Source organism: Cupriavidus agavae, assembly GCF_004217045.1.
Taxonomy (GTDB): Bacteria; Pseudomonadota; Gammaproteobacteria; order Burkholderiales; family Burkholderiaceae; genus Cupriavidus; species Cupriavidus agavae.
This window is the reverse complement of record NZ_SGXM01000001.1, coordinates 1,073,183-1,087,244: the sequence shown is the minus strand read 5'-3', so window position 1 is coordinate 1,087,244 and position 14,062 is coordinate 1,073,183. Positions and strand designations below refer to the sequence as shown.

12 protein-coding genes are annotated in these 14,062 nt (G+C 67.9%); 3 read left to right on the top strand and 9 right to left on the bottom strand.

The genetic code is table 11. The features are described 5' to 3' along the window. Positions 1 to 16 precede the first annotated feature (16 nt). Positions 17 to 544, bottom strand: a complete 528-nt coding sequence (locus tag EV147_RS26445; protein WP_235844603.1) for an RcnB family protein — start codon at positions 542 to 544, stop codon at positions 17 to 19. 405 nt (positions 545 to 949) lie between these two features. On the opposite strand from EV147_RS26445, the gene EV147_RS04920 reads away from it, so the two are divergent. The 3 genes from EV147_RS04920 to EV147_RS04910 all read left to right on the top strand — a co-directional run bounded on the left by EV147_RS04920 (position 950) and on the right by EV147_RS04910 (position 4,522). After that, positions 950 to 2,254 carry an MFS transporter gene (locus tag EV147_RS04920; protein ID WP_130389979.1) on the top strand — a complete coding sequence of 435 codons (1,305 nt, stop codon included), beginning with the start codon at positions 950 to 952 and terminating at the stop codon, positions 2,252 to 2,254. Positions 2,255 to 2,258: 4 nt separating this feature from the next. Beyond that, on the top strand, positions 2,259 to 3,488 hold the full coding sequence (locus EV147_RS04915; RefSeq protein ID WP_130389978.1) for a metal-dependent hydrolase family protein: 1,230 nt from the start codon (positions 2,259 to 2,261) through the stop codon (positions 3,486 to 3,488). A gap of 131 nt (positions 3,489 to 3,619) precedes the next feature. After that, positions 3,620 to 4,522, top strand: coding sequence for a LysR substrate-binding domain-containing protein (locus EV147_RS04910; RefSeq protein WP_130389977.1), 903 nt, complete (start codon positions 3,620 to 3,622; stop codon positions 4,520 to 4,522). A 10-nt stretch (positions 4,523 to 4,532) separates the two neighbouring features. Here the strand turns inward: EV147_RS04910 and EV147_RS04905 are convergent, their stop codons facing one another. The 8 genes from EV147_RS04905 to EV147_RS04870 form a co-directional block, all read right to left on the bottom strand. Then, complete coding sequence (locus tag EV147_RS04905) at positions 4,533 to 5,648, bottom strand: M14 family metallopeptidase (protein WP_130389976.1); 1,116 nt, start codon at positions 5,646 to 5,648, stop codon at positions 4,533 to 4,535. Between the two features lie 75 nt (positions 5,649 to 5,723). Continuing rightward, a complete protein-coding gene (locus tag EV147_RS04900) occupies positions 5,724 to 6,458 on the bottom strand; it encodes a hypothetical protein (protein ID WP_130389975.1) in 735 nt (244 codons plus the stop codon). 62 nt (positions 6,459 to 6,520) lie between these two features. Next, a complete protein-coding gene (locus tag EV147_RS04895; RefSeq protein WP_130389974.1) occupies positions 6,521 to 7,348 on the bottom strand; it encodes a M55 family metallopeptidase in 828 nt (275 codons plus the stop codon). Then, a complete protein-coding gene (locus EV147_RS04890; RefSeq protein ID WP_130389973.1) occupies positions 7,345 to 8,382 on the bottom strand; it encodes a DmpA family aminopeptidase in 1,038 nt (345 codons plus the stop codon). The genes EV147_RS04895 and EV147_RS04890 overlap by 4 nt, the downstream gene beginning before the upstream one ends. A gap of 3 nt (positions 8,383 to 8,385) precedes the next feature. After that, on the bottom strand, positions 8,386 to 9,291 hold the full coding sequence (gene gsiD, locus EV147_RS04885) for a glutathione ABC transporter permease GsiD (RefSeq protein ID WP_130389972.1): 906 nt from the start codon (positions 9,289 to 9,291) through the stop codon (positions 8,386 to 8,388). A gap of 10 nt (positions 9,292 to 9,301) precedes the next feature. Beyond that, positions 9,302 to 10,222, bottom strand: coding sequence for a glutathione ABC transporter permease GsiC (gsiC, locus tag EV147_RS04880; protein ID WP_130389971.1), 921 nt, complete (start codon positions 10,220 to 10,222; stop codon positions 9,302 to 9,304). Positions 10,223 to 10,531: 309 nt separating this feature from the next. Then, on the bottom strand, positions 10,532 to 12,058 hold the full coding sequence (gsiB, locus tag EV147_RS04875) for a glutathione ABC transporter substrate-binding protein GsiB (RefSeq protein WP_407923215.1): 1,527 nt from the start codon (positions 12,056 to 12,058) through the stop codon (positions 10,532 to 10,534). Between the two features lie 105 nt (positions 12,059 to 12,163). Then, a complete protein-coding gene (locus tag EV147_RS04870; protein WP_130389969.1) occupies positions 12,164 to 14,062 on the bottom strand; it encodes a dipeptide ABC transporter ATP-binding protein in 1,899 nt (632 codons plus the stop codon).

The following is a 14,062-nucleotide window of genomic DNA, read 5'->3' as shown; positions in this document are numbered from 1 at the left end:
CCGTTCTTCCGATCGGTCAGTTCGGACCCACCGAATAGATCGTCCCGTTCGACGACACCTGGTAGTAATCCGCCCCCACGCCCACCCAGTGGTGGCCCTTGCGCGGCGCAGGCAGGTTGTAGTCCTTGTACTTGTCGATCACGTACTGGCGATCGCGGAACTCGGCCGGCAGGCGGTCACCCTTCTGCCAGGTCTTCGGCGAGTACGGCGACTGGGCGCCCATCGGAGCCATGGCACCCTGCGAGCCGGGACGGCCCTGCATGCCCTGCATCCCCTGCCCCTGCATGCCCTGTCCTTGCATGCCCTGTCCTTGCATGCCTTGCCCCTGCATGCCCTGCGGCGCGCGGCCACCCGTGGCCGGAGGCATCGGCGTGGCAGTGGGCGGCATGGCCCCGGCCTGGCCCGGCGCCGGCATCGGACGCGGGCCCGAAGGCTGGGTCTGACCCGGCATTTGCTGCGATGACGATTGCTGGGCCTGCACGAACGGCGCGGCCAGCACGCCCGCAGCCATCAGGAACGCGGGAATCAACGTCTTCTTTTGCATCGTGATCTCCTCACAGATGGAACACGTCAGACTGCCCGCGAACCGGACAGTCCCAACCAAGCTTAGTAGCAAATGCGAGGCCCGCATAAGGCGATCCAGCCGCCAGGGGCCCGCGCATCGCCGTTTCGCCAATGTTTACAAGGGCTTGCGGCCCATGTGCCGCACGCTTCACTGTTGAAAGAATCCCCACGGCGACTGCCGGAAACGGTAGTTTTGGCATGTGCGGCCGGTACGAACTGCAATGCCGGCCCGCGTGGCGCCGCGCGGACCGGCCATGCGCCCACGTCATGGCCGCATGCGCAGAATTCGTTTTCCGTGTCATCGCGCCGCCCCTAAGATCGCCCGAAGCCTGCCAGCCGTCCGATCCTGGTGCTGGACAGAGGGCTATCAAAGGAAGAGAGAGACATGCAAGCCAGCGCCCCCGCCTATGCGGACACGGGGCCCCAGGTCGGGGCCTCGCAACGCCGCCGCGCCATCATCGCCACGGTGATCGGCAACGGACTCGAATGGTTCGACTTCACGGTGTACAGCTTCTTCGCCGTGATCATCGCCAAATTGTTCTTCCCCACCGGCAACGACCTCTCGTCGCTGCTGCTGGCCGTGGCCACGTTCGGCGTCGGCTTCTTCATGCGCCCGGTGGGCGGCATCATCCTCGGCGTGTACGCCGACCGCGTGGGCCGCAAGGCGGCGCTGTCGCTGACCATCCTGCTGATGGCCGCTGGCACCACGCTGATCGGCATCGCCCCCACCTACGACCAGATCGGCGTGTTCGCGCCGCTGCTGATCGTGATCGCGCGCCTGATGCAGGGCTTCTCGGCCGGCGGCGAGATGGGCGGCGCCACCGCCTTCCTGACCGAGTACGCGCCCGAGAAACAGCGCGCCTACTATTCGAGCTGGATCCAGGCCAGCATCGGCGTGGCGGTGCTGCTGGGCGCCGCCGTGGGCACCTTCGTCACCTCCACGCTGAGCGCCGAGGCGCTGAACAGCTGGGGCTGGCGCCTGCCGTTCCTGATCGGCATGATCATCGGCCCGGTGGGCTTCTACATCCGGAACAACCTCGACGAGACGCCGACGTTCCAGGCCACCACCGACAAGACCGATTCGCCGCTGACCGAGGTGCTGCGCGACTACCCGCGCCAGACCGCCGCCAGCTTCTCGATGGTGATCCTGTGGACGGTCTGCACCTACGTGCTGCTGTTCTACATGCCGACGTACGCCGTGAAGGTGCTCAAGGTGCCGCAATCGACCGGCTTCATCGCCGGCATGGCGGGCGGCCTGGCGATCCTGGTGTTCGCGCCGATCGTGGGCATGCTGGCCGACCGCTTCGGCCGCCGCCGCTTCCTGTCGGGCGCCGCCGCGCTGATCTTCGTGCTGGCCTGGCCCATGTTCGTCTACATCAACCAGGCACCGGGGCTGGCCACGCTGCTGGTGTTCCAGGTGGTCTTCGGCGTGCTGATCGCCGCCTACACGGGCCCGATCCTGGCCGCCTTCTCCGAGATGTTCCCGGCCAAGGTGCTGTCCACGGGCCTGTCGGTGGCCTACAACCTGGCCGTGACGATCTTCGGCGGGTTCGCGTCGTTCTTCATCACGTGGCTGATCGCCGGTACCGGCAGCACCATGGCCCCGGCGTTCTACGTGATGATTGCCGCCGCCATCAGTTTCTTCGGCACGCGCCTGGTGCGCGAGCCCGCCTATCTCCAGAAGAAGTAAAGCCATGACCCAGATCCTGCTCAAGGGCGGCAACGTCCTCGACCCCGTGCGCGGCGCACTGCTGCCGCGCCATGACGTGCTGATCGACGGCGAGCGCATCGTCGAGGTATCGGCCACGCCGATCCAGGCACCGAACGCGCGTGTGATCGACGCCACCGGCAAGACCGTGATGCCGGGCCTGATCGACCTGCACGTGCATGTGCTGGCCTCGCTGGCCAACCTCGGCCTGAACGCGGTGCAGCCCAACGTGCTGGTGGCCTTCCGCGCCGTGCCGATCATGCGCAGCATGCTCGAACGCGGCTTCACCACGGTGCGCGACGCCGGCGGCGCCGACTGGGGCCTGTCGCAGGCCGTGGCCACCGGGCTGATCCCGGGTCCGCGCATCTTCCCGTCGGGCAAGGCGCTATCGCAGACCGGCGGCCACGGTGACTTCCGTCCGCGCTCGGACACGCTGGAGCCGTGCTCGTGCGCCTTCCGGGCGGGCGCCATCGCCCGCGTGGTCGATGGCGTGGACGCCGTGCGCCTGGCCGTGCGCGAGGAAATCCAGAAGGGTGCCACGCAGATCAAGATCATGGCCTCGGGCGGCGTGGCATCGCCGACCGATCCGATCGGCAACACGCAGTACAGCGAGGACGAGATCCGCGCGATCGTGGCCGAGGCCGAGGCCGCCCAGACCTACGTGATGGCCCACGCCTACACGCCACGCGCCATTACCCGCGCGGTGCGCTGCGGCGCGCGCACGATCGAGCACGGCAACCTCGTGGATACCGCAGCCGCCCGCGTGATGGCCGAGCACGGCGCGTTCGTGGTGCCCACGCTGATCACGTACGACGCGCTGGCCCGCGACGGCGCCCGCCTGGGCCTGCCGCCCGACTCCGTGGCCAAGATCGAGACGGTCCGCCAGGCTGGCCGCAACTCGCTGGCCATCTACGCCGAGGCCGGCGTGAAGATGGGCTTCGGCTCCGACCTGCTCGGCGAGATGCACCAGTACCAGTCCGAGGAATTCCTGATCCGTGCCGAACTGCTCGGCAATGCCGAGGCCGTGCGCTCGGCCACCTCGATTGCCGCCGAAATCCTGCAGCGCGAAGGTGAACTGGGCGTGGTCAAGGCCGGCGCCATCGCCGACGTGCTGGTGGTGGACGGCGATCCGCTCCAGGACATCGGCGTGCTGGCAGGGCCGCAGGCGAAGATCGAGATGGTGATGCAGGCGGGGAAGGTTCACGCACCGGCTTGAACCCGCCCCGTGGTCTGCTCCCCTCTCCCGCCATGCGGGAGAGGGGAGCAAAACCCGAGCATGCGATAGCCCCACGGGCACGTCCCTTGCATCTATCATTGGCACCACCCCCCGCCAATGATTTTCGCCCCATGCGCATCACCCCTCTTCCCCCGCTGGCCTGCCTGGTCGCCTTCGAATCGACCATGCGCCATGGCAGCTTTACCCGCGCGGCGGCCGAACTGCACCTGACGCAGAGCGCCATCAGCCGCCAGGTGGCCCAGCTCGAACGATTCCTCGGCAAGAAACTGTTCATCCGCGAGCCTCGCGCGCTGCGGCTGACCGTCAGCGGGCAGCAGTACGCCGAACAGGTGCAGCGGTTGCTCGTGCGGTGTGCCGAGGCCACCGAGGACGTCATGAAGCGCAAGGGGCAGGTGGAGCTGACCGTGGCGTGCTCGTCCGGCGTGGCCGTGCTCTGGCTCACGCCACGGCTGGCCGCGTTCCGGGCGCGGCATCCGGACTTCCACGTGCGGCTGCTGGTCAACGACAGCCTGGCCTCGCTCGCGGGCGTGGATTTCGACATCGGGCTGTACTACCTGCGCGAGGGCGCGCCCAGCGGCATGGCGTCGCGCCGGCTTTACGACGAGGAAGTCTTCCCGGTCTGCGCCCCCGGCTATCTGGCGGGCCGGCAACTGCGCGCCGCCGACCTGCCGCGCGAATCGCTGCTCGTGCTTGAGGACGCGCAGCGCATCTGGATGTCGTGGCCCGCCTGGTTTGCCCGCAACGGGCTGCGCGAGACGCGGTTCGAGCGCGAACTGGTGGCCAATACCTATCCCGTGCTGGTGCAGATGGCGATCGAGGGCCAGGGCATCGTGCTGGCCTGGCGCCACATGATCGACCGCTGTCTCGACGCCGGCCTGCTGGTGCGCGCCTGCGAGGCCAGCGCGTCGCTGGGCGGCGGCTACTACGCGGTCTGGCCGCGCGACCGCGCGGAGCCTCCCGCCGCCCGCGCCTTCCGCCAGTGGCTGGTGGAGGAAAGCGGCGCCGACGCCTGAAACCGGCCGTCTAGGCGGCCAGCGCCCGGTGCACTGCCTCGTTGACCTGTGCCACGACTCCCGCGCGCCAGTCGTCGGCATCGCCATAGAATGCCTGCCACATGGCCTGCCGGATCAGCGCCCGCTGGTTCTCGTCGGCTTCGGGATGCACGTGCAGCCAGTGGTCGCCCCGCAGCGCGTCGAGCACCTCGGCCAGCGGCAGCGTGCCGAATTCCAGCGCGATGCCGGCGTAGTCGATGGTGGGCAGCGTCTGCGGCACCGCCAGCCACGCCAGCCCGGTCAGGTTGGCCGAGGTCGACGAGCCGTCGTGGATCGACGTCACGCTCTCGCCCCAGACTCCGCGCGTGCGCCGTAGTTGCGTGGCATCGTCCGGTCCCATGTAGATCGGCTCGCCGTAGCCCCAGGGACCGAGGCCGGTGTGCACGTCGATCCAGCGCAGCGACTGCCGTCCGGCGCCGAACCGCGCCAGAATGCGCCGCAGCGTGTAGTTGCTCCACGTCGCCTGCTGCCCGCCGAAGAACATGCCGTCGGCATCCTGGTACTGCCCGGCGCTGACCGCCGCCTGGTACCAGGCCATGCCCTTGCGCGCCACGGTCATCATCAGCGCCGTGTGTTCGTCGCTGGACGGCGGCCATTGCGACGGCAACAGCAGCGGCGCCACCTCGGCATAGGCCGGGTTCAGCGGCAGCGGCTGGTCAAAATCCATGAAGTTGCGGTTCAGGTCGACGTTGTCCTCGTTCACGCGCCGCAGGTGCGAGAAGCCGTACGGATTGACCGCATGGACCAGCAGCAGCGCGGTGTTCGCGTCACGGCAGGCGGCCTGCAGCGCGGCATCGCCGAGCATCGCCACCTGGGCGCCCGAGCCGCAGAAACCCTCGGCGCCATGCGTGCCGGACGTGACCAGCAGCACGCGCGGGGCATCGGCGGCGCCGAGCCACGCCACGTCCATGGCCAGCACCTCGCCCTCGTGGCCGGTTTCAGTGGGATGGGGAAATTCGGTGAGTGCGGCGCCGCATGCAGCGGCCGCATCGAGGAACTTGCGCCGCGCCTCGGCATAGGAGCGGGCGAAGCCGCGCTGGAGGGCAGACGGCGGCACGGTTGCCACCGTGGGGAGACTGGCAGGCATGGGGTTGCGGCCTGGGCCAAGTGGGGATGCCGCCAATGTACCGCCAATCGGCGCCCCGCGTCTTTCAGAAAGCGGCTAGAACAACTCCTTCGCCCTGTCATCGGGCCAGGCGGACCGGAACGCGTGGGGATGCATGACGATGCCGGCCGCCTCGATCTGGGCCGCCGACAGCACCAGATGTCTGGCCAGCCAGTCATGCAGGCTGCGCAGGAAACGTATGCGGTCCACCCGGTTCGACGCCGCGATCAGCCACTCCAGCTTGACGTGCGCCGTGTAGACATCGAGCAAGTTCAGGCTCTTGAGCTTGGGCGGCGTGGCCGCGCTGCGCTCGATGGCCAGCACGCGTTGCACCTGGGCGTGCTCCAGCGGCCGCCCGGCGGCAATCTGGCGGTAGAGGTCTTCCAGCGCCGGAAACCGCACGGTCGGCTGGACCCGCGGCACGCCCGCCACCTTGTCCATCCGCAGCACCACGTAGCGCGTGGCGGCATTGCGCCGCTGCAGTTCCAGCTCCGCGGCCGTGGGCTTGCGGCGCGGCAGCGGCGCGAACGCCGCATCGACGCGCTGGACGGCGTCGCGCTCCGTATAGTCGGGAATCTGGTCGAGCATGCCCGGCACCGCCAGGGCAGCCCGCGCGCAGTCGAACCCGAACGGATACTCCTGCCCATCGGGCCCGCGCAGGATCCAGGCATGACCCTCGGCAAAGCCATGATGCCGCCCGCCCTTCTCGCTGCGCGCATGGCAGCGCGTGGTGGACGGATCGGCAAAATCCTTGCGGACGGGAATCCAGCTCCCGGGCAGGGGTGTGGTCATGGGGCGGTGGAAGCAGGAAACGGACGCTATTGTCCCATTTTCTGCGCCGCGAACACGCCAACCTACTTCAACATGAACGACATCGCCGAACAGCAGTTCAGCATGCGCACGGCAGCCTGTACCGTGGGGGCGGTGAAGGACAGCGTGACGCCGTCCACGCGCTCGAACGTGGGCCATTGGCAGAACAGGTCGGCGTGGGCCGGGGTCTGGGTCTGCAGGCGGCAGGTGACCGGGCCGGTGAGTTCGAAGCAGCGGGCCTCGGGCTGTTCGATGGCGGCGCGCGTAGCGGCCTCGGCGGCGGTGGCGATGGCGTCGCGGGCGGCGGCTGGCGACAGCGAGGTGCCGCTGCCCTGCCCGCCGGCGGTCTTGGTCTGCACGTAGCGCACCCACGGCATCAGCGGGCGGGTCTCAAGCACGAAGACGTCATCGCCGCTCGCCATCAGCACGGGCACGTCGAATTCGCCGGCCAGCGCTGCGTAGATGCCCGCCTCGCCCAGTTCCAGGCCGTTGAACCACACCCGTGCGAAGGCGCCGCTGTTGATCGTATGGGCCAGCACGCCCCGGCTCTGCGCCCGGCCGTGGTAGCCAATCATGAACAGTCCGTCGCAGTCCTGCTCCACGCCGGCCACCATGCTCAGGTAGCGCGGCTTGCCCAGCACGAGTTGGGCGCGCGGGTCGATCTGGTCGGGCAGCAGGTTGCGGAAGCCGCCGTGTGAATCGTTGACCAGCACCTCGGTGGCGCCGCCGGCAAAAGCGCCCTGCACGGCGGCATTGGCCTCGCCGGTCATCCACGCGCGGGCGCGCTCGTATTCGCCATTGCCGGCGCGTGTCTGCTCGGGGTGGAATACGCCGGCCACGCCTTCGATATCGGCGGAGATCAGGATTTTCATGCGGTCAGGTCAGGCAGGATGTCGCGCAGCGCGCGGCGGGTGTGGCCAGCGCGGCCCTGCACGGTCTGGGCGTGCCAGAGCGCGTGGACGATGGCCTGTTCCACGCTGTCGGCGGCGGCGCGGAACAGCGGGTCCAGCTTCGATTCGTGGACCATGGCCACGGCCGGCATCGGCGCGTCGGCGAGGTGCGGCACGGTGTAGGCCGTGGAAAATGCGAGCGCGATATCGCCCGAGCCATGGCCGTAGACCGAGCCGGTACGCGCCAGGCCGGTGCCGGCGCGCAGCGACAGCCGGCGCAACTGGCGCGCGTCGAGCGGGGCGTCGGTGGCCACGATCATGATGATCGAGCCCTTCTCGGGCTCGGGCTGCTGCTTCAGTTGGCGGTCAAGTTCGGCGCCGAGCGGACGTCCGGCAAGGATCAGCGATTCCGGCGTGCCAAAGTTCGACAACACCAGCGCCCCCACGGTATAGCCGCCCGCCACGCGCGAGGCGGTGCCGATGCCGCCCTTGGCGCCGAACGACGACATGCCCCGCCCGGCGCCGACCGCGCCTTGGGCCACGTCCACGCCGGCGTCCGCCAGTGCCGCGTCGTAGTGCGGCGCCTGGACGGCCATGGCCTGGATATCGTTCAGAAACCCGTCATTGCACTCGAAGACCAGCGGGTTGACAGTGGGCCAGGAGCGGCCGATTTCGGGGTTGGCGGCCACGGCGGCACGGATCTGCGCCTGGGCCAGCGCACCCACCGAGAAGGTATTGGTCAACGCCAGTGGCGTTTCCAGCACACCCAGTTCGTCCACCTGCACCAGCCCGATGCTCTTGCCGAAGCCATTGAGCACCGTGGCCGCCGCCGGCACCTTGTTGCGGTAGGTATCGCCGGCATGCGGGCGGATCACGGTCACGCCGGTCTGGCAGGCGCCGTCGGCCAGCGTGCAATGCCCGACCGTGACGCCGGGCACGTCGGTGATGGCGTTGCGCGGCCCGGCGGGCAGCGTGCCGACGACCGGAGCGGCGGGGTCGCTGGAAGCGTCAGCCATCGCTCAGCGGCGGTCGATCTTCGGGTCCAGCGCGTCGCGCAGGCCGTCGCCGAGCAGGTTGAACGCCAGCACGGTCAGGAAAATGGCCAGGCTCGGGAAGATGGCCACGTGCGGCGCGGTGACCATGTCGGCCCGCGCCTCGTTGAGCATCGCGCCCCATTCCGGGGTCGGCGGCTGTGCGCCAAGGCCCAGGAACGACAGGCCGGCGGCCGTGATGATCGACGTGCCGATCCGCATCGAGAAATAGACCACGATCGACGACACCGTGCCGGGCAGGATGTGGCGTGTCAGGATGGTCCAGTCCGAGGCGCCGATACTGCGGGCCGCCTCCACGTACGTCAGGCGCTTGAGCACCAGCGTGTTGCCGCGCACGAGCCGGGCAAACGCCGGCACGCTGAACACGGCCACCGCGAAGATCACGTTGACCATGCCGTTGCCGAGGATGGCCACGATGGCAATCGCCAGCAGGATGCCGGGAAACGCGAACAGCACGTCGCAGACGCGCGTCACGATGCGGTCCCACCAGCCTTCGTAGTAGCCGGCCATCAGGCCCAGCACCGTGCCGATGATGGCGCCGATGATGACCGAGAAGAAACCGGCGGCCAGCGAGATGCGCGTGCCGGCCAGGATGCGGCTGAAGATGTCACGGCCCAGCGAGTCGACCCCCATCCAGTGCGCCAGCGACGGGCCGGCGTTCAGGGCATCGTAGTCGAAGAAGTTCTCGGCATCGTACGGGGCGATGTAGGGCGCCAGCACGGCGATCACCACCAGCAGCAGCACAAAGGCGCCGGCGCCCAGCGCCAGGTGCTGCTTGCGGAACTTGCGCCAGAACTCGGTCCAGGGCGTGCGGACGGCCTCGGGGGCCTGGGTGGCTGCAGGCGTGGCGGCGGACGTGGAAAGCTCGGTCATGTCGGCCTCCTTACTTGTAGCGGATGGTGGGATTGATCACGGTGTAGAGCATGTCCACCACCAGGTTGATCAGGATGAATTCGAGCGAGAACAGCAGCACCTCGGCCTGGATGACCGGATAGTCGCGCATCTCCACGGCGTCCACGAGCAGGCGGCCCAGGCCGGGCCAGTTGAACACCTTCTCCACGAGGATCGAGCCGCCCAGCAGGAAGCCGAACTGCAGGCCCATCATCGTGACCACGGGGATCATTGCGTTGCGCAGCGTGTGCTTGGCCACCACCACGGTCTCGCGCACGCCCTTGGCGCGGGCGGTGCGCACGAAGTCTTCCTGCAGCACCTCGATGAACGACGCCCGCGTGAAGCGCGCCATCACGGCGGCCACGGCGGCGCCCAGCGTCAGCGACGGCAGGATGTAGTGTTTCCAGGTATCGGCGCCGATCGACGGCAGCCAGCCCAGCTGCACCGAGAACACTTCCATCAGCAGCATGCCCAGCGCAAACGCCGGAAACGAGATGCCCGAGACGGCCAGCGTCATGCCCAGCCGGTCAGGCCATTTGTTGCGCCAGACGGCGGACGTGATGCCGATGATCATGCCGAAGATCACGGCCCAGACCATCGACGCGAGCGTCAGGTACAGCGTGGGCAGGAAGCGCTCGCCGATCTCCTCGGACACCGGGCGCTTGCTGCGCAGCGACGTGCCGAACTCTCCCCGCAGCGCATTGGTGAAGAAGTGCACGAACTGCTCGTGCATGGGCTTGTCGAGCCCCAGATCCTTGCGCACCAGCTCGACGGTGGCCTGGTCGGCCTCCGGGCCGGCGGCCAGCCGTGCGGGATCGCCTGGCAACAGGTGGACGAACAGGAATACCAGCACCGCCACGATCAGCATGGTGGGTATTACGCCCAGGACTCGTTTGAGGAAATAGTTCAGCATCTGACACCAGGAAACCAGAAATTTGAGGCCGGCGGCCGCCCGCCCTTTCACCCCGCAATACACAGGCAGGCGGCCTCTCGGCTTACCGCTTTACAGCAACAGCTTGTTATAGGTACTGCTACCACTTCTCGACTGCTTTACTGCTACCGCTTCACAGCTCCCCTCTCCCGCATGCGGGACAGGGGTTGGGGGAGAGGGCTGGAGGCTCTGCTTGCCGACATCGTGGCAAGTTGAAGCGCCTTGCCCTCTCCCCCGCCCCTCTCCCAAAGGGAGAGGGGAGAAAACCAGCGGCGGGAGAAAACCCGACGCTTACTGCTTGATATCGATCTCGTCGAAGTTGAACGAGCCGTCGGGCATCACGAACGCGCCGGTCAGGCGCTTCGAGCGGGCGTAGACGATCTTCTCGGTGACCAGGAAGGCCCACGGGGCGTCCTTCCAGATGCGTTCCTGGGCGTCCTTGTACAGCTTCGACTTCTCGGCACGGTCCGTGGTACGCAGGGCGCCCGCGATGTCGGCGTCGACCTGGTCGTTCTTGTAGTACGCCGTGTTCAGCAGCTTCGGCGGCATCGATTCCGAGGCCAGCAGCGGACGCAGCGCCCAGTCCGACTCACCGGTCGACGACGACCAGCCCACGTAGTACATGCGCACGCCGGCGTCCTCGGGCTTGGCCACCGATTCCACGCGCTCCACGCGCTGGCCGGCTTCCAGGGCCTGCACCTGGGCCTTGATGCCCACCTGCTGCAGCTGCTGCTGCACGAACTGGATCACCTTCTGCGCGGTGGTGTGGTTGTAGGCCGACCACAGCGTGGTCTCGAAACCGTTCGGATAGCCGGCTTCCTTCAGCAGCTCGCGCGCCTTGGCCGGGTTGTACGGCCACGGGCCCAGCTTCTCGGCGTAGTCCACGCCCTTGGGCACCACGCCCTCGGCCGGGATCGCGTGGCCCGAGAACGCCACCTTGACCAGCGCGTCCTTGTTGATCGCGTAGTTGATCGCCTGGCGCACCTTCGGGTCGTTGAACGGCTTGACCATCGTGTTGAACGACAGGTAGCGCTGGATGATCGACGGCGCGTCGATCAGGTCCACCTTCGGGCTGGCCTTCAGCACGGCGGCCTGCTCGAACGGGATGCTGAACGCGAAGTCAGCCTCGCCGGTCTGCATCACGGCCGAGCGGGTGTTGTTGTCCACCACCGGCTTCCAGGTGATCGTGTCGATCTTCGGGTAGCCCGTCTTCCAGTAGCCCGCGAACTTCTTGCCCTTCAGGTAGTCGGTCTGCTTCCATTCGACGAACTCGAACGGGCCCGTACCCACCGGGTTGAAGGCGATGTCCTTGCCATACTTCTTCAGCGCGGTCGGACTGATCATCACGGCCGACGGGTGGGCCAGCACGTTGATGAACGGCGAGAACGGCTCCTTGAGCGTGACGCGGGCGGTGTACTGGTCCACCACCTCGGTCTTGGCCACGCGGTTGAACAGCGTGTAGCGCTTGAGCTTGTTGGCCGGATCGGTCACGCGGTCGAAGTTGGCCTTGACCGCCGTGGCATCGAACGTGGTGCCATCGTGGAACTTCACGTTCTTCTTGAGCTTGAACGTGTAGACCAGGCCGTCCTTGCTCACGTCATAGCTGTCGGCCAGCACGTTGACCAGCTTCAGGTCCTTGTCGAAGCCGAACAGGCCTTGGTAGAACGACTTGGTAGCCGCCTGCGACAGGGTGTCGTTGGCGTCATACGGGTCCAGCGTGGTGAACGTGGAATACACGGCCATCACCGCATCCTTGGCGGCAAACGCCGGCGCGGCGGCCATCATGCCCATGGCGCCCACTGCGGCAGCACCGGCCATCAGGCGGAAAGAAACCTTCGACATCTCTTCTTCTCCTCTTGGGAAATGCAAGAACTGCAAATCGACTGCGAATCGACAGGAAATCAACAGGCGCTCAACAGGCGCTCAATAGGCGCCGCCCACCGGGTGCCGGGCGACGAAGTGGCCCTGCGCCCCGCTGCCGGCCACGGCCACCAGCGGCTGCACCACCGGCTCGTCGCCCACCGCGCGGATCGGGCTGGGAATCTCGTCCGACAGCGGCTCGCGCTTCAGGTGCCGGCGCGCCGGATCGGCGATCGGCACCGCCGACATCAGCTTCTTCGTGTACGGGTGCTGCGGATTCTCGAAAATCGCGCGGCGCGGGCCGATCTCGACGATCTGGCCCAGGTACATCACGGCCACGCGGTGGCTCACCCGCTCCACCACGGCCATGTCGTGCGAGATGAACAGGAAGGCCACGCCAAGTTCGCGCTGCAGGTCGAGCATCAGGTTGACGATCTGCGCCTGGATCGAGACATCCAGCGCCGATACCGACTCGTCCGCCACCACCACCTTCGGGTTCAGCGCCAGCGCCCGGGCAATACAGATCCGCTGGCGCTGGCCGCCCGAGAACTCGTGCGGGTAGCGCGACGCATGCGCGGCCGTCAGCCCCACCTTCTCCAGCAGCCAGGCCACGCGGGCCTCGGCTTCCTTGCCGCTGGCCACCTTGTGCACCAGCAGCGGCTCCATGATCGAGTAGCCCACCGGCACGCGCGGATCGAGCGACGCGTACGGGTCCTGGAAGATGAACTGGATATTGCGGCGCAGCGCCTGCAGGGCCGGGCCCTGCATCTGGCTGATGTTCTGGCCGGCAAACTCGATGGTGCCGCTCTGGGCATCCACCAGGCGCAGCAGCGAGCGGCCCGTGGTGGACTTGCCGCAGCCCGACTCGCCCACCAGCGCCAGCGTCTCGCCCGGGTACAGGTCGAAGCTGACCTGCTCCACGGCGTGCACGCGGCGCGTGACCTTGCCGAACAGCCCGCCAGGCACGTCGAAGCGGGTGACCAGATCCTTCACGCGAAGAATCGGCTGCGCGCCCGCCGGGATCGTGTCTTGCGGGATTTCCTTGACCGGCGCGGCGCCTTCGGCCACCTGCACCAGCGGGAAGCGGGCCGGCAGATCGGTGCCCGACATCGCGCCCAGCTTCGGCACCGCCGACAGCAGCGCCCGCGTGTACGGGTGTGCCGGGGCGTGGAACACGTCGTCCGACGTGCCCTCTTCCACCTTTTCGCCGCGGAACATCACCAGCACGCGGTCGGCCACCTCGGCCACCACGCCCATGTCGTGGGTGATGAAGACCACGCCCATGTCCATCTCGGACTGCAGGTTGCGGATCAGTTGCAGGATCTCGGCCTGGATGGTCACGTCGAGCGCCGTGGTCGGCTCGTCGGCGATCAGCAGCGCCGGCTTGCACGACAGCGCCATGGCGATCATCACGCGCTGGCGCATGCCGCCCGACAACTGGTGCGGGAAGCGGTCCAGCACGCGGCGTGCCTCGGGAATGCGCACCAGTTCCAGCATGCGCAGCGCCTCGGCGCGCGCGGCGGCCTTGCTCTTGCCCTGGTGCAGCCGGATCGATTCGGCGATCTGCTCGCCCACCGGGAACACCGGGTTCAGCGACGTCATCGGCTCCTGGAAGATCATCGCCATGTCCGAGCCGCGCGCACCGCGCAGCGTGGCTTCCGACGCGTTGACCAGATCCAGCACCTCGCCGCTGCGGCGGCGCAGCAGCATGCTGCCGCCCGCGATCTTGCCGCCGCCGTGTTCCACCAGCCGCATCAGCGCCAGCGACGTGACCGACTTGCCCGAGCCCGATTCGCCCACCACGGCCAGCGTCTCGCCCCGGTTGACGTGGAACGAGAGGTTGCGCACCGCCTCCACCGTCCGCTCGGAGGTGGAGAAACGCACCGTCAGGTTGTCCACCGCCACCACGCGCTCGGGCGGCAGCACGATGCCCTGCTTCGACTTTGAAACTGTATTCGCCAT